The organism is Nonomuraea sp. C10 (genome assembly GCF_008017515.1).
GTDB lineage: Bacteria > Actinomycetota > Actinomycetes > Streptosporangiales > Streptosporangiaceae > Nonomuraea > Nonomuraea ferruginea.
The window spans coordinates 592,886-613,158 of the sequence record NZ_VPFF01000001.1 but is presented as its reverse complement, the minus strand read 5'-3'; the positions used below and the strand labels follow the sequence as shown (position 1 = coordinate 613,158).

At 72.6% G+C, this 20,273-nt stretch carries 17 protein-coding genes; 8 read left to right on the top strand and 9 right to left on the bottom strand.

Translation table 11 applies throughout. From position 1 onward, the window contains the following. Positions 1–61 precede the first annotated feature (61 nt). Genes FR742_RS02860 through FR742_RS02850 form a run of 3 tightly spaced genes read left to right on the top strand, consistent with a single transcriptional unit; the run spans position 62 to position 3,072 of the window. Positions 62–1,024, top strand: coding sequence for a tripartite tricarboxylate transporter substrate binding protein (locus FR742_RS02860; protein WP_148029465.1), 963 nt, complete (start codon positions 62–64; stop codon positions 1,022–1,024). After that, the gene (locus tag FR742_RS02855; protein WP_148029464.1) at positions 1,024–1,551 is read left to right on the top strand and encodes a tripartite tricarboxylate transporter TctB family protein; all 528 of its coding nucleotides are present in this window, start codon (positions 1,024–1,026) and stop codon (positions 1,549–1,551) included. Before FR742_RS02860 ends, FR742_RS02855 begins: the two co-directional genes overlap by 1 nt. Continuing rightward, positions 1,552–3,072, top strand: coding sequence for a tripartite tricarboxylate transporter permease (locus FR742_RS02850; protein ID WP_148029463.1), 1,521 nt, complete (start codon positions 1,552–1,554; stop codon positions 3,070–3,072). A gap of 39 nt (positions 3,073–3,111) precedes the next feature. Here FR742_RS02850 and FR742_RS02845 read toward each other — a convergent pair whose 3' ends face one another. The 7 genes from FR742_RS02845 to FR742_RS02815 all read right to left on the bottom strand — a co-directional run bounded on the left by FR742_RS02845 (position 3,112) and on the right by FR742_RS02815 (position 13,431). Beyond that, positions 3,112–4,431: an MFS transporter gene (locus tag FR742_RS02845; protein ID WP_261808326.1), complete on the bottom strand. Its 1,320-nt coding sequence runs from the start codon at positions 4,429–4,431 to the stop codon at positions 3,112–3,114. Between the two features lie 112 nt (positions 4,432–4,543). Then, positions 4,544–6,049 carry an Asp-tRNA(Asn)/Glu-tRNA(Gln) amidotransferase subunit GatB gene (gene gatB / locus FR742_RS02840; RefSeq protein WP_148029462.1) on the bottom strand — a complete coding sequence of 502 codons (1,506 nt, stop codon included), beginning with the start codon at positions 6,047–6,049 and terminating at the stop codon, positions 4,544–4,546. 38 nt (positions 6,050–6,087) lie between these two features. After that, positions 6,088–7,581, bottom strand: coding sequence for an Asp-tRNA(Asn)/Glu-tRNA(Gln) amidotransferase subunit GatA (gene gatA, locus FR742_RS02835; RefSeq protein ID WP_148029461.1), 1,494 nt, complete (start codon positions 7,579–7,581; stop codon positions 6,088–6,090). Then, complete coding sequence (gene gatC, locus FR742_RS02830) at positions 7,578–7,877, bottom strand: Asp-tRNA(Asn)/Glu-tRNA(Gln) amidotransferase subunit GatC (protein WP_049556801.1); 300 nt, start codon at positions 7,875–7,877, stop codon at positions 7,578–7,580. The genes gatA and gatC overlap by 4 nt, the downstream gene beginning before the upstream one ends. Positions 7,878–7,986: 109 nt before the next feature. Then, a complete protein-coding gene (locus FR742_RS02825) occupies positions 7,987–10,047 on the bottom strand; it encodes a bifunctional diguanylate cyclase/phosphodiesterase (RefSeq protein WP_148029460.1) in 2,061 nt (686 codons plus the stop codon). Between the two features lie 161 nt (positions 10,048–10,208). Continuing rightward, the gene (gene ligA, locus FR742_RS02820) at positions 10,209–12,371 is read right to left on the bottom strand and encodes an NAD-dependent DNA ligase LigA (RefSeq protein ID WP_148034307.1); all 2,163 of its coding nucleotides are present in this window, start codon (positions 12,369–12,371) and stop codon (positions 10,209–10,211) included. A 70-nt stretch (positions 12,372–12,441) separates the two neighbouring features. After that, on the bottom strand, positions 12,442–13,431 hold the full coding sequence (locus tag FR742_RS02815; protein ID WP_148029459.1) for a methionine synthase: 990 nt from the start codon (positions 13,429–13,431) through the stop codon (positions 12,442–12,444). A 24-nt stretch (positions 13,432–13,455) separates the two neighbouring features. Here FR742_RS02815 and FR742_RS02810 point away from each other — a divergent pair, with 24 nt between their 5' ends. Continuing rightward, on the top strand, positions 13,456–14,085 hold the full coding sequence (locus FR742_RS02810) for an MBL fold metallo-hydrolase (RefSeq protein WP_148029458.1): 630 nt from the start codon (positions 13,456–13,458) through the stop codon (positions 14,083–14,085). Here the strand turns inward: FR742_RS02810 and mnmA are convergent. Next, positions 14,082–15,140, bottom strand: coding sequence for a tRNA 2-thiouridine(34) synthase MnmA (mnmA, locus tag FR742_RS02805; RefSeq protein ID WP_187280965.1), 1,059 nt, complete (start codon positions 15,138–15,140; stop codon positions 14,082–14,084). The genes FR742_RS02810 and mnmA overlap by 4 nt on opposite strands. A 240-nt stretch (positions 15,141–15,380) precedes the next feature. Here mnmA and FR742_RS02800 point away from each other — a divergent pair, with 240 nt between their 5' ends. After that, complete coding sequence (locus tag FR742_RS02800; protein WP_148029457.1) at positions 15,381–16,037, top strand: hypothetical protein; 657 nt, start codon at positions 15,381–15,383, stop codon at positions 16,035–16,037. Positions 16,038–16,101: 64 nt separating this feature from the next. Next, positions 16,102–17,151 carry a DUF695 domain-containing protein gene (locus tag FR742_RS02795; RefSeq protein ID WP_148029456.1) on the top strand — a complete coding sequence of 350 codons (1,050 nt, stop codon included), beginning with the start codon at positions 16,102–16,104 and terminating at the stop codon, positions 17,149–17,151. A 27-nt stretch (positions 17,152–17,178) separates the two neighbouring features. Here FR742_RS02795 and FR742_RS02790 read toward each other — a convergent pair whose 3' ends face one another. Further along, complete coding sequence (locus FR742_RS02790; RefSeq protein WP_148029455.1) at positions 17,179–18,342, bottom strand: cysteine desulfurase family protein; 1,164 nt, start codon at positions 18,340–18,342, stop codon at positions 17,179–17,181. A gap of 54 nt (positions 18,343–18,396) precedes the next feature. Between FR742_RS02790 and FR742_RS02785 the strand changes: the two genes are divergently transcribed. Continuing rightward, on the top strand, positions 18,397–18,909 hold the full coding sequence (locus FR742_RS02785) for a TetR/AcrR family transcriptional regulator (protein WP_148029454.1): 513 nt from the start codon (positions 18,397–18,399) through the stop codon (positions 18,907–18,909). 158 nt (positions 18,910–19,067) lie between these two features. Continuing rightward, positions 19,068–20,255, top strand: coding sequence for an MFS transporter (locus tag FR742_RS02780; RefSeq protein ID WP_148029453.1), 1,188 nt, complete (start codon positions 19,068–19,070; stop codon positions 20,253–20,255). Positions 20,256–20,273 lie beyond the last annotated feature (18 nt).

The following is a 20,273-nucleotide window of genomic DNA, read 5'->3' as shown; positions in this document are numbered from 1 at the left end:
GCGGGCGCTCACGGGCCGCACGATCCAGGGTTCATAGATGTGAAACCCCCTGGAGTTGATCATGCGTTTGCGCATCATCGCCGCGCTCGCGGCGTTCTCCGTCGCGCTGGCCGGCTGCGGCGGCGGCAGCGGCGGCGGCACCACGACCCTGCGCATCATGGCCCCGGCCTCGCCCGGCGGCGGCTGGGACCAGACCTCACGCACCGCGGAGCAGGCGCTGAAGTCCGTCGCGCCGGACCGCGGCGTCGAGGTCTTCAACGTCCCCGGCGCCGGCGGCACGATCGGGCTGGCCCAGCTCGCCGGTGAGCAGGGCAACGGCAACCTGCTGATGACCATGGGCCTGGTCATGGTCGGCGCCATCGAGCAGAACAAGTCCAAGGTCACGCTGGCCGAGACGACCCCGATCGCCAAGCTGACCGAGGAGTACGAGATCGTCGTGGTCCCGGCGGAGTCTCCGCTCCAGTCGCTGCAGGACCTGGTGGCCGCGTGGAAGGCGGACCCGGCGAAGGTGTCGGTCGCGGGCGGCTCGGCCGGCGGCACCGACCACATCGTGGCCGGGCTCATGGCCAAGGCCGCGGGGGTCGACCCCAAGCAGGTCAACTACATCGCGCACTCCGGCGGCGGCGAGGCGCTCAACGCGCTGCTCGGCAACAAGGTCACGATCGGCGTCTCGGGCGTCGGCGAGTTCGCCGAGCACGTCAAGTCCGGCAAGCTGCGCGCGCTCGGCGTCACCTCCGGCGAGCGGCTGCCCGAGCTGGACGCGCCCACGCTGAAGGAGGGCGGCCTGGACGTGGAGCTGGCCAACTGGCGCGGCTTCGTGGCCCCCGGCGGGCTCGCCGACGCCGACCGGCAGGCGCTGACCGACCTGGTCACCAAGATGCGCGACTCGCAGCCGTGGAAGGACGCGGTGGCCAAGAACGGCTGGATCGACTCGTTCATGACCGGCCAGGAGTTCGACGCCTACCTGAAGTCCGAGGAGACCCGGGTCAAGGGCATCATCGCCGAGATGGGGCTCGTGTCCTGATGTCCTCACCCGAGGAGCCCACTCTTCAGGAGACCGGGCGCAAGCGCGGCCTTTGGCGGCCCGAGCTGGGGCTGGCCCTGGTGGTGCTCGGTCTCGGCGTGTTCGTCGTCGTGGGCACGCTCGACGTGTCGGCCGCGGCCTCCCGGCTCGGGCCGGGGCCGCGGTTCTTCCCCATGCTGGTCGGCGGGGCGATGATCCTCATCGGCCTGTTCTACGTGGCCGACGTGCTGCGCGGCGGGCGCGGCGACCCGGAGGAGAGCGAGGACGTGGACGCCGAGGCGCCCGCCGACTGGCGCGGCGTCGGCCTGGTGAGCGGCGTCTTCCTGGCCTTCACCGCCGTGCTGGACGTGCTCGGCTGGATCATCGCGGCGAGCCTGCTGTTCTTCGGGCTGTCACTGGCGCTCGGCGCCGAGCACAGGGTCCGCGCGGCCCTGATCGCGGTGGTGCTGGCCGTCTCGACGTACCTGACGTTCGTCGAGGGGCTGGGCGTCACGCTGCCCGCCGGGCTGCTGTCGGGGGTGATCTGAGTGGAGTCGCTGGGGCTGCTGCTCGACGGGTTCGCCGCCGCGCTGACGCCGGTCAACCTGCTGTACGCGCTCGTCGGCGTCACACTCGGCACCCTGGTCGGCGTGCTGCCGGGAATCGGGCCGGCGATGACCGTGGCGCTGCTGCTGCCGATCACCTTCACGGTGCCGCCGGCCAGCGCGTTCATCATGTTCGCCGGCATCTACTACGGCGGCATGTACGGCGGCTCGACCACGTCCATCCTGCTCAACACGCCCGGCGAGTCCTCCTCCATGATCACCGCGCTGGAGGGCAACAAGATGGCCAGGCGCGGGCGGGCCGCGCAGGCGCTGGCCACGGCGGCCATCGGCTCGTTCGTGGCGGGCACGATCGCCACCGCGCTGCTGGTGTTCGCGGCGCCTGCCGTGGTGAGCTTCGCGATCTCGTTCGGTCCCGAGGACTACTTCGCGCTGGCGATCCTGGCCTTCACCGCGGTGTCGTCGGTGCTGTCGCGGTCGGTCGTGCGCGGGCTGGCCTCGCTGGTGCTGGGGCTGGCGATCGGGCTGGTCGGCATCGACCAGCAGACCGGGCAGGCCCGGCTCACGCTGGGCGTCCCGCAGCTCCTCGACGGCATCGACGTGGTGATCGTCGCGGTCGGGCTGTTCGCCGTGGGCGAGGCGCTGTACGTGGCCTCCCGGCTGCGGCACGCCCCGCCGGACGTCGTACCCGTCGGGCGGGCTTGGATGGGCCGCTCGGACTGGGGGCGGTCGTGGCGGCCGTGGCTGCGCGGCACCGCGCTCGGCTTCCCGTTCGGCGCGCTGCCCGGCGGCGGCGCCGAGATCCCCACGTTCCTGTCGTACGCGGCCGAGAAGCGGCTCGCCCGCGGCGTGGCGCGGGAGGAGTACGGGAAGGGTGCGATCGAGGGCGTGGCCGGGCCCGAGGCGGCCAACAACGCCTCGGCGGCGGGCACCCTCGTGCCGCTGCTCACGCTGGGGCTGCCGACCTCCGCCACGGCCGCGATCATGCTGGCGGCCTTCCAGCAGTACGGGCTGCAGCCCGGGCCGCAGCTCTTCGACCACAACCCGGCGCTGGTGTGGGCCATGATCGCGTCGCTGTTCATCGGGAACACGATGCTGCTCGTGCTGAACCTGCCGCTCGCGCCGGTCTGGGCCAAGCTGCTGCGGATCCCGCGCCCGTACCTCTACAGCGGGATCATCCTGTTCGCCGCGCTCGGCGTCTACGCGCTGAACGCCAGCGCGGTGGACCTCGTGGTGCTGTTCGTGCTCGGGCTGCTCGGGTTCGCCATGCGGCGGTTCGGGCTGCCGGTCGCGCCAGCGGTGATCGGCATGATCCTGGGGCCGATGGCGGAGATCCAGCTGCGTCGGGCGCTGGCCATCGGCGCCGGCGACGTGACCGTGCTGGTGGGCAGCCCGGTCGCGGTGGTGCTGCTCGTGCTGTCGCTGCTGGCCCTGCTGACGCCGCTGCTGCGGGGCTTCATGGCCAGACGGCGGATGCCGCCGCTGCCGGTCTCGCACGAGGACTGAACGGCGCGGCCCCGGACACCACCCGGGGCCGCGTCCGTCTCAGACCGCCGCGGTCGCGGGGACGGGGGTTCCGGCCCGCACGGCGCGGGGCACGATCAGCAGCCCGGCCGCCGCTATGACCAGGGTCGCGGTGAACACCGTCCAGTAGGCCCCGCCGGCCGCGATGAACAGCGCGGAGGTGACGGCGACCGCCACCACCGAGAACACCGACTCCCCCAGGTGCAGCGCCCCGCTGTTCTCGCCGGCCTCGCCGGGGGCCGACAGCTCCAGCGTGAGCACCGACAGCGTCGGGTAGATCAGCCCCATCCCGAACCCGGCCGCGATCCAGGCCGGATAGGCCAGCTCCAGCGGCACCCCGGGGAACGTCACGGCCCCCATCGCCACGATGCCCGCCGACAGCGCCACCGAGCCCAGCCGCAGGTTCGTGCTCCGGCTGAACACCTCGCGCCCCTGCAGCCAGGAGGCGAGCGACCAGGTCAGCGCGCCACCGGTGAGCGCGATCCCGGCGGTGAACGGCGACATGCCGCGCTCCTCCTGCAACATGAGCGGCACCATCACCTCGGCCGCGAAGAACGCCCCGGTGGCCAGGCCGCGCAGCCCCACCACCGCCGGCAGCCCTCTGGCGGCCCTGAGCGTCCCGGGGGGCAGCAGCCTGGGCAGCGCCACGGCCAGGATCACCAGCCCGATCGCCAGCAGCGCGAACCGCCCGTCGCTCCCGTACTGCATGAGGGCCGCCGCCACGGCCGTCACCGCCGCCCACGCGATCTTGCCCATGAGCCCCGGCGCCGGGGCGCCCTGACCGCCGCGCACCGGCTGCCCGGCCAGCCCGCGCGCCAGCACCAGCCCGGCCGCCACGGTCAGGAACGGCACCAGCAGGAACACCCACCGCCAGCCCAGCGTCTCCACGATCACGCCGACGATCGCCGGCCCCACCATCGACGGCACCACCCACGCGGTCGCGAACAGCGAGAACACCCGGGGATGCAGCTCCTCGGGATAGACCCGGGCCACCACCACGTACAGCGCCACGTTCACCAGCGCCCCGCCGAACCCCTGGATCAGCCGCCCGGCGATCAGCACCTCCATGGCCGGCGCCAGCCCCGCCAGCGTCAGCCCGCCGATGAACGCGGCCGCGCCGGTCCAGAGCGGCGGGAGCGGCCCGCGCACGTCCGCCCACCGGCCGCCGAGCACCGTGCCCACCACTCCGGCCGCCAGCGCGCTGCTGAACGCCAGCCCGTAGAGCTCGAACCCGCCGAGCTCACGCGCCACCACCGGCATCGCCACCGCGACCGCCACATATTCGAAGGCCACCAGTGACACCATCGCCACCAGTCCCGCGGTCAGAGCAGATGTCTTCATACCGGAGACGGTAGATCCGCTCCTCGCGGAAAACCTCCAGCCACGGCCGTAGGCCGGGGTACGCGGATCGTCCTAGGTCCCGCCCCCACGCGCGGAGGGCGGGACCTAGGACCTACTCGGAGACGCCCAGCTTCTCCAGGATGAGCTGACGGGCGCGGGCCGCGTCGGCCTTGCCCCGGCTGGCCTTCATCACGCCGCCGACCAGCGCGCCGACGGCCGCGATCTTGCCGGAGCGCACCTTCTCGGCGGCGTCGGCGTTGCCCGCCAGGACCTCGTCGATCATCGCCGACAGCTCGCCCTCGTCGTTGACGATCTTCAGGCCGCGCTTCTCGACCACCTCGTCGGGGGCGCCCTCGCCGCCGAGCACGCCCTCCAGCACCTCGCGGGCCAGCTTGTCGTTGAGCGCGCCTGAGGCGACCAGCTCGGTCACCCTGGCCACCTGCGCGGGCGTGATCGGCAGGTCGGCCAGCGCCACGCCGGTCTCGTTGGCGCGGCGGGCCAGCTCGCCCATCCACCACTTGCGGGCGTCGGCCGCGGGCGCACCCGCCCCGACCGTCGCCTCCACCAGGTCGATGGCGTCGGCGTTGTGCATGGCCCGCATGTCGAGGTCGGACAGCCCCCACTCGGCCTGCAGCCGCTTGCGCTTGACCGTCGGCAGCTCGGGCAGCCCCGCCTTGAGCTCCGCCACCCACGCCGGGTCCGGCGCGATCGGCACCAGGTCGGGCTCGGGGAAGTAGCGGTAGTCCTGCGCCTCCTCCTTGGACCGGCCGGACGTGGTGGTGCCGGTGTCCTCGTGGAAGTGACGGGTCTCCTGCACGATCCGGCCGCCGTCGGCGAGGATCGCGGCCTGCCGCTCGATCTCGCCGCGCACCGCGCGCTCGACGCTGCGCAGCGAGTTGACGTTCTTGGTCTCGGTACGGGTGCCCCACTCGGACGCGCCGCGCGGCATGAGCGAGACGTTCACGTCGCAGCGCAGCGAGCCCTCCTCCATGCGCACGTCGGAGACGCCCAGCGAGCGCATGATCTCGCGCAGCTCGGTCACGTAGGCCTTGGCCACCTCGGGCGCGAGCCGGTCGGTGCCGGGGATCGGCTTGGTGACGATCTCGACCAGCGGGATGCCGGCCCGGTTGTAGTCGACGATCGAGTAGTCGGCGCCGTGGATGCGCCCGGTGGCGCCGCCCACGTGGGTCGACTTGCCGGTGTCCTCCTCCAGGTGGACCCGCTCGATCTCGATCCGCACGGTCTCGCCGTCGACCTCCACGTCGAGGTAGCCGTCGAAGCAGAGCGGCTCGTCGTACTGGGAGATCTGGTAGTTCTTCGGCATGTCCGGATAGAAGTAGTTCTTCCGAGCCATGCGGCACCACTCGGCGATCGAGCAGTTGAGCGCCAGGCCGATCCTGATCGTGGACTCGATCGCCATGGCGTTGGCCACGGGTAGCGCCCCCGGCAGCGCCAGGCAGGTCGGGCACACCTGCGTGTTGGGCGGCGCGCCGAAGGTGGTCTTGCAGCCGCAGAACATCTTCGACGCGGTGCCCAGCTCGACGTGCGTCTCCAGCCCGAGCACGGGCTCGAAGCGAGCGAGCGCCTCGTCGTACGGCATGGCCGTCTCGACAGTCATGATGAGGTCCTTCGTTCAGATCGCATGCGAACCAGCTCCTAGAGCGCCGGGGCCTTGGCCAGCAGGCTGCCGCCCCAGCGGCTTTCGAGAGCCTGCTCCACGGCGGCGCCGACCCGGTAGCAGCGGTCGTCGCCCAGGACCGGGGCCATGATCTGCAGGCCCACCGGCAGGCCGTCCTCGTCGGCCAGGCCGCACGGCACCGAGATGGCCGCGTTGCCCGTCAGGTTGGACGGGATCGTGTAGAGGTCGGCGAGGTACATCGCCATCGGGTCGTCGGCGCGCTCGCCGATCGGGAACGCCGTCGTCGGCGTCGTCGGCGAGACGAGCACGTCGACCTGGTGGAAGGCGGCCTCGAACTCGCGCGAGATGACCGTGCGGACCTTCTGCGCCTGGCCGTAGTAGGCGTCGTAGTAGCCGCTCGACAGGGCGTACGTGCCCAGCATGATGCGCCGCTTGACCTCGGGACCGAAGCCGGCGGCCCTGGTCAGCGCCATGACCTCCTCGGCGCTGCGGTCGCCGTCGTCGCCCACGCGCAGGCCGTAACGCATGGCGTCGAAACGGGCCAGGTTGGAGGAGCACTCCGACGGCGCGATCAGGTAGTAGGCCGGCAGGGCGCTCGCGAACGCCGGGCAGGACACCTCGACGACCTTGGCGCCGAGCGACTCCAGGAGCTGCACGGTCTCGTTGAAGCGGGCCAGCACGCCGGCCTGGGCGCCCTCACCCGCGGCGAACTCCTTGACGACGCCGATGCGCATGCCGGAGACGTCGCCGTGGCGCGCGGCCTCGACGACGGACGGCACCGGGGCGTCGATGGAGGTCGAGTCCATCGGGTCGTGCCCGGAGAACACCTCCTGCAGCAGCGCCGCGTCGAGCACGTTGCGGGCGAACGGGCCCGGCGTGTCGAGCGAGCTGGCGAAGGCGATCAGCCCGTAACGGGACGAGCCGCCGTAGGTGGGCTTCATGCCGACGATGCCGGTGACGGAGGCGGGCTGGCGGATCGAGCCGCCGGTGTCGGTGCCGGTCGCCAGCGGGGCCTCGTAGGCGGCCACGGCGGCGCTGGAGCCGCCCGACGAGCCGCCGGGCACCCGGGTCAGGTCCCACGGGTTGTGGGTGGCGTGGTAGGCCGAGTTCTCCGTGGAGGAGCCCATCGCGAACTCGTCCAGGTTGGTCTTGCCCAGGATGACCAGCCCGGCCTCGCGCAGCCGCCGGGTGACGGTCGCGTCGTAGGGCGGACGCCAGCCTTCGAGGATCTTGGACGCGGCCGTGGTCGGCATGTCGTGGGTGGTGAAGATGTCCTTGTGCGCGATGGGCACCCCGGCCAGCGGCCCGAGCTTCTCGCCCGCCCGCAGCCGGGCGTCCACGGCCCGCGCCTGCCCCAGCGTGGTCTCGCGGTCGACGTGCAGGAACGCCTTGACCTGGGGCTCCACCTCGGCCATCCGATCGAGGTGGGCCTCGGCCACCTCGACCGCGGACACCTCACCGGCGGCGATCATCGCGCCGAGCTCGGCGGCGGTCTTGCGGATCAGGCTCATGCCTCCTCCCCGAGGATGCGCGGCACCCGGAAGCGGTCGTCCTCGACGGCGGGAGCGCCCGACAGGGCCTGCTCGGGCGTCAGGGACTGTCGCACCTCATCGGGACGGAAGACGTTGGTCAGAGGCAGAGCGTGCGACGATGGCGGCACGTCCTCGGCGGCGACCTCGGCCACCTTCGCGACCGACTCGATGATGGCATCGAGCTGCGTGGCGTAGTGGTCGAGCTCGTCGTCGGTGAGCGCCAGCCTGGACAACCGGGCCAGATGCGCGACCTCGTCGCGGGTTATGGCGGACATGAGTCGTTGAACCCGTTTCGTGGATGGAGTTTGGACACTCACATCCTAGGGGCCTTGACGGATCGCCTCAGAACCCTTAACCACCTGGTAACACCAGTGGCGTGACGCCTCAGACGGTCTGGGGGAACTCCTCGCCGTACTCGTACTCGCGCTCCTGACGCTCGCGGAGCCAGGCGGTGGCGTCGGCGGCCGGCATCGGCTCGCAGAACAACCACCCCTGGCCCAGGTCGCAGCCGATCTCGGCGAGGCGGAGCGCGACCGTCTCGGACTCGACGCCCTCCGCCACGGAGCGCAGGCCGAACGAGCGGACCAGGTCGACGATGGAGCGGACGATGCGGTCGTCGTCGGCGGAGTCGGCCATGCGGCGCACGAAGGAGGAGTCGATCTTCACTTCGGAGATCGCCAGCCGCTGCAGCCGGATGAGCGACGAGTAGCCGGTGCCGAAGTCGTCGAGCGCGAGCGGCACGCCGAGCGCGGCCAGCGCCTTGATGGTCTCCTGGGTGTAGACCTGCTCGCCGGTCAGGATGCGCTCGGTGACCTCCAGCTGGATCGCGGCCGGCGGCAGCCGGTGCCTGGCCAGGCCGGCTTCGAGCTGCTCGGGCAGGGCGGGGCCGAGCAGGTCGCGGGCGGAGATGTTGACCGAGATCTGCACCCGCAGGCCGGTCTGCCACCAGCGGGCGGCCTGCTCCAGCGCCTCGTCGACGACGTAGGCGGTGAGCTGGCGCATCAGGTAGGACTGCTCGGCCAGCGGGATGAAGTCCGACGGCCCGATGGCGCCGTGGACCGGGTGGTGCCAGCGCAGCAGCGCCTCCACCCCGTCGACGGCGCCGCCGGCCAGGGCGACCTTCGGCTGGTAGTGCAGGCGCAGCTCGCGGCCGTCGAGCGCGCGGCGCAGGTCGCCCAGCAGGTTGAGGCGTTCGGGCGAGTTGCGGTCCTTGTCCGGCTGGTAGATCTCGACGCCGGTGCGGCCCTCCTTGGCCAGGTACATCGCCACGTCGGCGCGCTGGAGCAGCAGCTCGAAGTCGGGCGCGTGGTCGGGGTAGAGGGCGATGCCGACGGAGCCGTCGAGGTCGAACGACATGCCTTCGAGCCGCACCGGCTCGGTTAGCGCGGCCCGCAGCCGGGCGGCCACCTCGCGGGCGGCGTGGGCGTCCCTGATGGACGGCAGCAGCACGGCGAACTCGTCGCCGCCGAGCCGGGCCACCACGTCGCCGGGCCGCACGGAGTGGGTGAGCCGGTGGGCGACGAGCTGCAGCAGCCGGTCGCCGACCGGGTGGCCCATCGTGTCGTTGACCTCCTTGAACCGGTCGAGGTCGATGAGGAACAGGCCGACCCGCTCGTCATGGCGGGCCTCGGCCAGCGCCTCCTCGGTGCTGACGATGAGCATCTTGCGGTTGGGCAGCCCGGTCAGCTCGTCGTGCAGCGCCTGGTGGTCGCGGCGCATGGAGAGCGTGGCGGTGAAGTAGACGGCCGCGAGCGGGGCCACGAACAGCGGCACCAGCCCGGGTGAGTGGTTCATCACGACGACGACCAGCGGGGCCAGCCCGAGCAGCCCGGCGTACACCAGGGCCTGCGGCCCGATCGAGGCGCGCAGCACCCGCAGGATGGAGCGGCGTTCGTGCAGCGCCACGGCGCCGCACACGAGGGTGGCACGGGTGGCGAAGTAGGCGACCCCGGCCAGCGCGATGGCCGGCAGCGCGTCGCCGGTCGGCACCCACGGCACGGCCGGGTTCGGCGCGTGGCCGAACGCGCCGATCACGACGGCGGCGGCGGTGAGCGCGAGCGTCGACTGGGCGATGTTGAACATCACCCGGTGCCAGGCCTTGCGGGTGGCGATGCCGTTGACGATGACGGCCACGGCCTGCAGGAGCACGGCCACGGGCAGGCCGAGGTAGAGCAGGACCGCGAAGGTGAACATGGCGGAGGGGTACGTGCCGCCCACCGCGGTGGCGGAGGACACCATGACCGGCCGCAGCTCGCCCAGGACGACCAGCACCGCGAGCACCCAGAACAGCGGCGTGCGGACGAGCTCCGTCAAGGGGCCCGGGTCCAGTCTCAGCACGGCCACGAGGAGCGCGGTGAAGCCGATCACGGTGACGCCCGCGAGGAACGCCCACAGGGGCGTGCCGGCGCGCGGCCCGGTGTCGCGGGTGTCGGTTGGGTCAGTCATCGTTAACGAAACCCCCATTAGTTCACTATGGGAGGGTACGACCATAACCCACTTCTCGCAGCCAAGTGCGTACGTTCCGTCACATCTCCTCCCCGGCCTGCACCCACCCTCCGTAGTTACCTGGTCAACGCCCTGTATTCGCAGAAACTTCCCGAGCGTCACTATTCGGGCGTGACCGCCAGCTCCGCGGCGGCGTCGGGCCCGTGTTCGAGCAGGGTCGCGAAACCCTCGTCGGTCAGAATGGGGATCTTGAGGCTGACGGCCTTGTCGTACTTGGACCCGGCGTTCTCGCCGGCGATCAGGAACGACGTCTTCTTCGACACCGATCCGGTCACCTTGCCGCCCCTGGCGGTCAGCTCCGCGCCCGCCTCGTCGCGGGTGTGGCCGGCCAGCGTGCCGGTGACCACGAACGTGAGCCCCGCCAGCGTCTGCGGCAGCTCGGAGACGGCCGGGGCCTCCTCCTCCATGCGGACGCCCGCGCGCCGCCACCGCTCGACGATCTCGCGGTGCCAGTCGACCTGGAACCACTCCTTGATGGTGACCGCCATCCGCGGGCCGATGTCCTCGACCGCGGCCAGCTCCTCCTCGGTGGCGTTCATGACGGCGTCGATGGAGCGCAGCTCGGCGGCCAGCTTCTGCGCGGTCGGCGGGCCGACGTGGCGGATCGACAGCGCGACCAGCACCCGCCAGAGCGGCGCCTCCCGCTTGACCCGGTCGAGCTCGGCGATGAGCTGGTGGGCGGCCTGGCTGGGCCTGCCGTCGGCGTTGGAGAACAGCGAGACGACCTTCTCCTCACCGGTCTTCGGGTCGATCTTCGGCAGGCCGGACTCCTGGTCGCGGACCACCGACCTGATCGGCACCAGCCGGTCGAGCGTGAGGTCGAACAGGTCGGCCTCGGTGCGGACCACCGGCTCCTGCGGCGGCACCGGCTGGCTGAGCGCGGTCGCGGCGACGTAACCCAGGCCCCGGATGTCGAGCGCGTTGCGGTGGGCGGCGAAGTAGAGGCGCTCGCGGATCTGCGCGGGACAGCCTCGGGCGTTGGGGCAGCGCAGGTCGGCGTCGCCCTCCTGCTCGTAGGCCAGCTCGGTGCCGCACTCCGGGCAGTGGGTGGGCATGGCGAAGGCCCGCTCGGAGCCGTCGCGCAGCGCGGTGACCGGGCCGATGATCTCGGGGATGACGTCGCCGGCCTTGCGCAGGATCACCGTGTCGCCGATGAGCACGCCCTTCTTCTCGACGACGGCGGCGTTGTGGAGCGTCGCCCGGTTGACCGTCGAGCCGGACACCACCACCGGCTCCATCACGCCGAAGGGCGTCACCCGGCCGGTGCGCCCGACTCCGACCTGGATGTCGAGCAGCTTGGTGTTGACCTCCTGGGGCGGGTACTTGTAGGCGATGGCCCAGCGCGGCGCCCGCGAGGTGGAGCCCAGCTCGCGCTGGATGCGGAACCGGTCGACCTTCACGACCACGCCGTCGATCTCGTAAGCGGGGTCGTGACGGTGCTCGCGGTAGTGCTCGATGTAGGCGTTGACCTCGTCGAGCCCGTCCACGACCCGGTAGAGGTCGCTCACCGGCAACCCGAACCCGCGCAGCCGCTCGTAGACCTGCGACTGCGACCGCGGCTCCGCCGCGCCCTCCCAGACGCCCACGCCGTGGACGAGCATGCGCAGCGGCCGCTTGGCGGTGACGCGCGGGTCCTTCTGCCTGAGCGTGCCGGCGGCGGAGTTGCGCGGGTTGGCGAACGGCGGCTTGCCCTCCTCCACGAGCTGCTCGTTGAGCAGCTTGAAGTCGTCGACCGGGATGTAGACCTCGCCGCGCACCTCGACCAGGCTGGGGACGTCGTCGCCGGTGAGCCGGTGCGGGATGTCCCTGATCGTGCGCACGTTGGCGGTCACGTCGTCGCCCACCCGCCCGTCGCCGCGGGTGGCGCCGCGCTCCAGCCTGCCGTCGCGGTAGACCAGCGCGATGGCCAGCCCGTCGATCTTCAGCTCGCAGAGGTAGGGGCCGGGATCGCCTTCGGCCAGCCGCTCGGCCCTGGTCAGCCAGCCGGTCATGCCGTCGGCGTCGAAGACGTTGTCGAGGCTCTCCATCCGCGCCAGGTGGTGGACCTTGGTGAACTCGCCCGAGACCGGCGCGCCGACCTTCTGGGTGGGCGAGTCGGGCGTCTGCAGCTCCGGATGGGCCTTCTCCAGCTCCAGCAGCTCGCTGAACCAGGTGTCGAACTGCGCGTCGCTGACGGTCGGCGCGTCTTCGACGTAGTAGCGGTAACGCGCCTCCTCGACCAGCTCGCTCAGCTCGGCATGCCGCTGCCGCGCCGCCGCCGGCATGTCCCCCTGCTCGCTCACGGCGTCTCCTTCCGTACGAACACCCCTGGCCGAACGGTATCGCGCGGCACCGTCACTCCTGGAGGTCGCGCGCGGGGTCGTCCTTGATCACCTGGGCGGCCTTCCGGCAGGCGGCCAGCGCCGACCTGGCGTAGCCGGGCGAGGCGCCGGCGAGCCCGCAGGCGGGCGTGAGCACGATCTTCCCGGCCAGCTCCTCCGGCGCGAACCCGAGCCGCCGCCACAGCTCCAGCGCGGGCCTGGCGACCGCCGAGGAACGGGGCAGCCGCGTGTCGGTCGCGGGCACCACACCGAGGAACAGCCCGATGCCGGCCTCGACCAGCTCGCCGATCGACTCCTCGTCCCTGCGCCTGATCAGCGACGCGTCCGCGGACACCGCCCGCACCCCCGCCCGGCGCAGCAGCGCGTACGGCACGGAAGGGGCGCAGCAGTGGACCACCACGTCGGGGAAGGCGCGCAGCGACTCCTCCACCCGCCACTCCTCGGCGGCGGGCAGCCGCCCGAACCCGGACGCGGTCGGCACCGTGCCGTTCAGCACGCCGGGCAGGCCGGGCTCGTCCAGCTGGAGCACGAGGTCGGTGACGCCGGGCATCCGCCGGCGCACCTCGGCGCAGTGGTCGGCGACGCCCTGCGCGAGCGAGGCGGCCAGGTCGCGCACCGCGCCCGGGTCGGACAGGACCTTGTCGCCGTGACGCAGCTCGATCGCGCCCGCCAGCGTCCACGGCCCGCAGACCTGCAGCTTCAGCGGCCCCACGTAGCCGTCGCCGACCTCCTCCAGCCCGTCGAGGTCGCGCCGCAGATGGTCGACGGCCCGCTGGTGGTCGCGCCCCGGCCGCCCCGCCAGCCGCCACCCGGACGGCTGCACCTCCACGGGCAGGTCGACGAGCAGCCCCGCCGTCCGCCCCACCATGTCGGCGCCGACCCCGCGCGCCGGCAGCTCCGGCAGGTAGGGCAGCCCCGGCACCTCCCCGAACACGACCCGCAGCGCCTCAAGATGATCATCGCCGGGATGCGACCCGACCCCGGTGGCTTCCCACGTCAGCATGGGCACAAGCGTAGGGTGTGCCAGATGAAGCTCACGAAGTACGGGCACGCCTGCGTACGCCTGGAGAAGGACGGCAAGGTCCTGGTCATCGACCCCGGCACCTTCACCCGGGACCCGGTGCTCGACGGCGCCGACGCGGTGCTCATCACCCACCAGCACCCCGACCACCTGGACGTCGACCGGCTGGCCGCCGCCTCTCCCGATCTGGAGGTGTGGACGTGCGAGGCCGTCGCCGCCGAGCTCGACGAGCTGCCGCTGAAGGTCGGCGTGGTACGTCACGGCGACGACTTCCAGGCGGCCGGGTTCCGGGTGGACGTGTTCGGCGAGTGGCATCTGAAGAACCATCCCGACCTGCCGATCGTGCAGAACGTCGGCTTCATGGTCGACGGCGCGCTGTTCTACCCGGGCGACGCGCTCACCGTGCCCGACGCCGAGGTGGAGACGCTGCTGGTGCCGACCAACGCGCCGTGGCTGAAGCTCGTGGAGATGGTCGAGTATCTGCGCGCCATCCGGCCCGCGCGGGCGCTCTCCACCCACGACGGGCTGCTCAACGACATCGGGCTCGGGCTGGTCGACAACTGGCTGCGGATGGAGTCGGAGGCTCAGAAGGCCGACATGCGCCGGCTGCCCGTGGGCGGGTCGATCGAACTCTAGGCCGCTGACGTGATCGTGGCCGACCCGATCACCGTCGGCCCCGAGTAGAGCACCGCCGCCTGGCCGGCCGCGACGCCGGTGGCCGGCCTGTCGAGCTCGATCTCCAGGCCGCCGTCGCGCTCCTCGAACGCGCACCCGTACACCTCGCCGTGCGCGCGCAGCTGCACGGTGAGGTCGTCGCGGACGTGCGGGCCGTTCCACACCGGGCGCACGCAGGAGATGCGGGTGACCTCCAGCGCCGAGCGCGGCCCGACCGTGACGGTGTTGGACACCGGCTCGATCGACAGCACGTAGCGCGGCCTGCCGTCGGGCGCGGGCCGGTCGATGCGCAGGCCCTTGCGCTGGCCCACGGTGAACCCGTGGGCGCCCTGGTGGCTGCCGACGACCGCGCCCGACTCGTCGACGATCGGCCCCTCGTCCGCGCCGAGCCGCTCGGCCAGGAAGCCGCGGGTGTCGCCGTCGGCGATGAAGCAGATGTCGTGGCTGTCGGGCTTGTCGGCGACGGTCAGCCCGCGCCGGGCCGCCTCCGCGCGCACCTCGGCCTTGGTGGAGTCGCCCAGCGGGAAGACGGCGTGGCCGAGCTGCTCGCGGGTGAGGACCCCGAGCACGTACGACTGGTCCTTGGCCGGGTCGGCGCTCCTGGACAGCACGCCGTCGACGAGCCTGGCGTGGTGGCCGGTCGCGACCGCGTCGAAGCCGAGCGCCAGCGCCCGGTCGAGCACCGCGGCGAACTTGATCTTCTCGTTGCACCGCAGGCACGGGTTGGGCGTGCGGCCGGCCGCGTATTCGGCCACGAAGTCGTCGACCACGTCACGCTGGAACCGCTCGGCCATGTCCCAGATGTAGAACGGGATGCCGATCACGTCGGCCGCCCGCCTGGCGTCACGCGAGTCCTCGATCGTGCAGCAGCCCCTGGCCCCGGTGCGGTGGGATTGGGGGTTGGCGGACAGGGCGAGATGGACACCGGTGACGTCGTGACCGGCCTCGGCGATCCGGGCGGCGGCCACGGCGGAGTCGACGCCGCCCGACATGGCGGCAAGCACACGCAATCCCATGACCGTTCCAGCGTACTGGCCGCACGGATGTGGTGTGGCGTCACCGAACGGTCGGCTGACCTCCGCTGACGGGGAGGCGCTCCTGGAAAGGACGGCGGACGCGGGGCCGGTCGGCCTGGTCGAGCCATGACCCAAGTCATGCGCGGCGGCCCGGCGAGGCATGACCACGGCCACGCTGTGCTGCGAGAACCGGCTGGTTAAGCTCGACGCCATGAGCCTCCGGACTCGCAGGCCGCGCGCATGCCGTGGGCGGGCGTCGTCGCCTCCGCCGCGGGCCTCCTCGTGATGATCGCGACCGCGTACGTCATGTGGGACCGCCTGCCCGAGTACGTCGCCACCAGGGAGGCCACCGACACCCGGCCGGGTGTCGACGTGCCGAGGATCGTCATCGCGGGCGCCCTGCCCGCCGTCCTGCTCCTCGTCGGGGCCGTCATGACCGTGTCCACGATCATCGGCGGCAGGTTGCGGCACTACGTCGACCCCACGCTCGTCGCCTCGCCGAGCTCGCAGACCAGGACGATGAACGTCCTGTTCTCCGTCCTTCCGCTGCTGCTCATCACGCTGCAGGCCGGCCTGCTGTCCAAGGCCGCCCGCTACGACTTCCCCCTGGAGCAGGCCGTCGGGGTCGCGTTCGGCATCGTGCTGATCGGCCTCGGCAACGTGCTCCCCAAGATCAGCCCGGCCCGTGTCGGGAGCGGCGTCACCGGCCGGTGGGCCCTGGCCTGGCAGCGGTCGCAGCGGACGGGAGGCGTGGCCCTGATGGCCCTGGGGGTGGCCTGCGTCGCCGGAAGCTTCTTCTTCCGACCCGTCCTGCTGGTGGTGGGCTCGGCGCTGCTGGTGGCGGCGGTGTACGCCCTGATGGCCGTGCTCGCCGTCATGCGGATGCGCCGATCGTGATCCGGCCAGGTCGAAGCGCGCTCGGAGTGCGCGACCTGGGGGGCGAGTCTGCGAGGATTCTGCCATGCGACTGTTCGGGCGCAAGAGCGAAGACGAGGGTGCCGACCCGGGTGAGCGCGTGGCGGGGTTCTGGCAGTGGTGGGCGAGCGCCAGGCCGGAGCTCGACGCGGCGGTGGCGGCGGGAGAGAGCGGGAAGTCGGCGGAGCTGCTCGGCCCCGCGGTGGCGGCGGTCCACCCCGACCTGGTGTGGGAGCTGGCGCCGGGCAGGAACGCGGCCCACGCGCTGGTCGTGACGGCCGCGGGCGACGCCGAGCTGCGCTCGCTGGCGCACCGCTGGGCGCGGGCGGCGCCGCCCGCCGACATGCTGTGGGAGTTCCACCCGTCGCGCCAGGCGAGCGCCCTGCCCGGCGAGCTGACGCTCGACGCGGGCGGGATCGAGTTCGGGCTGGACAAGCTGGTGCTGGGGCTGCGGGTGCCGCGCGGGGCGCTGCGGGTCGACGTGACCGCGCACCACCCGATCTTCGGCGAGCTCGGCGAGGACGCCCGGATGGACGCCACGCTGCTGGCCCTCGACCGGCTGCTCGGCGAGGACGACGTGGCCCGGTGGGTGGGCGAGATCGTCCCCGCCGCCGCGCCGCCGATCGACGCCGTGCCCGCCGTCCACCTGCCCGTGGTGGTGGCCGACGTGGCCGCCGACTACGACACCGAGCAGTGGGCCACGCTGGAGGGCCGGACGGCGAGCGGCGCGCCGCTGGTCGCCTCGGCCCGCTATCCGCTGCGGCCCGTCGACTACCCGCTGCTCGACCACCACATCGCCGTCACGCTGCCGTACCGCGACAAGGACGCGGGCGGACTGCCCCAGGGCAGGTCGCTGGCCGCGCTGGGCGCGTTCGAGGAACGGCTCGGCGAGCGGCTGCGCGCGCTCGGCGACGACGTGGTGCTGGCCGCCCACCTGAGCGCCGAGCGCCGCCGCGTCATGCACGTGTACGCCACGCGGGAGAGCGCCGCCGCGGCCGCGCTCAAGGAGCTGGCGTCCACCTGGAAGGAGGGCAGGGCGCGGGTGGACGTGACCCCCGACCCGGCCTGGAGCGCGGTGGCGGCCTTCCTCGCCTGAGCGGGCCGTACGCGACGGCGGGGTCTGTCAGCCGAGCCCGGCGCGGCGGGCCCGCTCGACCGCGGCCGGCAGCACCTCGATGAGCCTGTCGACGTCGTCCTGGGTCGAGGTGTGACCCAGCGAGAAGCGGAGCGAGCCCCTGGCGGCGGCCGCGTCGGCGCCCATCGCCAGCAGCACGTGGGACGGCTGCGCCACCCCCGCCGAGCAGGCCGAGCCGGTCGAGCACTCCACTCCCCTGGCGTCGAGCAGCATGAGCAGCGCGTCGCCCTCGCAACCGGGGAAGGAGAAGTGGGCGTTGCCCGGCAGCCGGTCGGCGGGGTCGCCGTTGAGCACCACGCCGGGCACGGCCTGGCGGACGCGGGCGATGAGGTCGTCGCGGAGCGCCGTCAGGTGGCGGCGCTGGGACTCCTGCTCCTTGACCGCGGTGCGGACCGCGGCGGCGAGCCCGGCGATGGCGGGCGCGTCGAGGGTGCCGGAGCGGACGTCGCGCTCCTGGCCGCCGCCGTGTTGCACGGAGACCGGGGTCACACCGCGGGCCAGCAGCAGCGCGCCGACGCCCATCGGGCCGCCGATCTTGTGGCCGGTCAGGGTGAGCGCGTCGGCGCCGGACTCGGCGAAGGACACGGGAAGCTGGCCGATCGCCTGCACGGCGTCGGTGTGGAACGGGATGCCGTGGTCGCCGGCGATGGCCGCCAGGACGTGGACGGGCTGGATGGTGCCGACCTCGTTGTTGGCCCACATGACGCTGACCAGGGCGACGCCGTCGGGGTCGCGCTCGATGGCGGCGCGCAGCGTGTCGGGGCCGACCCGGCCGAGCTCGTCGACCTCCAGCAGCTCGATCTCGGCGCCCTGGCTGTCGGCCAGCCAGTGGGCGGGGTCGAGCGCGGCGTGGTGTTCGACCGAGCTGATCAGGACGCGCTTCCTGGGCTGACGCGCCCAGAACATGCCCTTGATCGCGAGGTTGTCGGCCTCGGTGCCGCCCGAGGTGAACACGACCTCGCTGGGCCGGGCGCCGAGCGCGTCGGCGATCGTCTCGCGCGACTCCTCCACCACCCGGCGGGCCTCGCGCCCGGCGGCGTGGAGCGAGGAGGCGTTGCCGACCCGGCCGAGTTGCTCCGTCATGGCCTCGATGGCCTCGGGGAGCATGGGCGTGGTCGCCGCGTGATCGAGATAGGCCGACGGTCTGTTCACCCGGCCAGGGTATCTCGTTTGCCCCTGTACCGTCCGGACGGTACAGTAGAGCGCATGAGACGGGACGAGCTACTGGACGCGGCAGAAGAGCTGCTCAGCGACCTCGGCTCGACCGCGCTCACGCTCTCCGCCGTGGCCGACCGGGCCGGCGTCAGCAAGGGCGGTCTCCTCTACCACTTCGCCACCAAGGATGCCCTGATCAAGGCCATGGTGGAGCGTCTGATCGAGGAGTTCGACGACCTGGTGGCCGCCCAGCCGGACGCCACCTACACCGAGCGCTACCTCGGCGCCACGCTCGTCGCCGTCCGCGAGGGCAAGCTGCGCCGCTGGGCCGTGGTCACCGGCGCGTCGGGCAACACCTACCTGCTCGCGCCGCTGCGCGAGGCCATGGCCCGCTGGCATCGCGAGGGCCTGGACGACGAGCCCGACCCGGTGGCGTCGCAGATCGTGCGGCTGGCCTGCGAAGGGCTCTGGGACCTGGCGAGCCATGACCCGGAGCTCAACGGCGACGAGGCTCTGGGCGCGCTCGACGCCCGGATGAGAGCTCTGCTCAAACCTCCTTCCTGAGGTTTCCGGCTCTCTCGTACGGTCGGACACCGCCGCGCGCGCCCTTCTGACGCGACGCGCCGCCGGCGTTCGCGTGCGCCACTCCCCCTTCCTTCAAGGCTCGGCCACGGCCGGGCCTGATTTCTGCCCGAAGTGATGTTTCTGTGAGGCATGCCCTGATGAACCGTGACCTGAGGATCGCCCGCTACGGCGCCGTCCTCACCTTCGCCCTCGCCGGCCTGATGGTCGGCACCATGACCGTGCGCATCCCCGCGCTGACCGACAAGCTCGGCCTGTCCGAGGCGGAGGTCGGCACCGTCCTGCTCGCCTGGGGCCTGGGCGCGCTGGTGACCATGCAGTCGATGCGCCGGGTGATGGCCCGCGCCGGCAGCCGCACCGTGCTACGGGTCGGCGGCCCGCTGACCGCGCTCGCCCTGATCGCGGTGGCGCTCATGCCGAGCCTTCCGGCCCTGCTCGTCGCGTCCACGGTGTTCGGCATGACGTTCGGCCTGTTCGACATCGCGATGAACGCCCAGGGCTCCACCGTGGAGCGCGCCTACGGGCGGCCGCTGATGAACGGCATGCACGCCGGCTGGTGCGTGGGCGCCATGACCGCCGGCGTCACCGGCAGCCTGTCGATCGTCCTGGGCCTGTCGTTCACCGCCAACCTGGTGCTGGTCAGCCTGCTGTCCCTGCCGGTGCTCCTGGTGCTCGGCCGGACGTACCTGCCTGACGTCCCCGCGCCCGCGACCGCCGCGGGGCCGCGCCGCCGCATGCCGCCGGTCGTGTACCTGCTGGGCGCGCTGGCCTTCTTCGCGTTCATGGTCGAGGGCGTGGTCGCCGACTGGAACGGCCTCTACATGCGCGACACCATGAAGGCGCCCGAGGCGCTGGCCGCGCTCGGCTACCCGATCTTCGAGGCGGGCATGCTGCTCGGCAGGCTGACGGGTGACCGGCTGCGCTCGCGGTTCGGGGTACGGGGCATGCTGACGGCCGCCGGCCTGGCCACGGCCGCCTTCTTCGGCATGGTGCTGGCGGCGCCCGCGCCGGTGGTCGCGCTGGTCGCGGTGTTCTTCGTGGGCCTCGGCGTGGCGACCATCTCGCCGATGACGCTGTCGCTGGCCGGAACCGCCACCAGCACCCCCGGCCCGGCGATCGCCCAGGCGGGCGCCATGGGATACGCGGGCCTGCTGCTCGGCCCGGTGGCGATCGGGTTCCTGTCGGACGTGACCTCCCTCCGTACCGCGCTCGGGCTGGCCGTCGTGCTGGGCCTCCTGATCGCCGTGGCGGCGCGCCTGCTGCCGCGCGAGGAGCCCGCGGCGGTCACGCCGCTGCCCGCCCCCGAGCGGCAGCCGGTGGCCGCCTGACAAATGTCACGCCCGGAC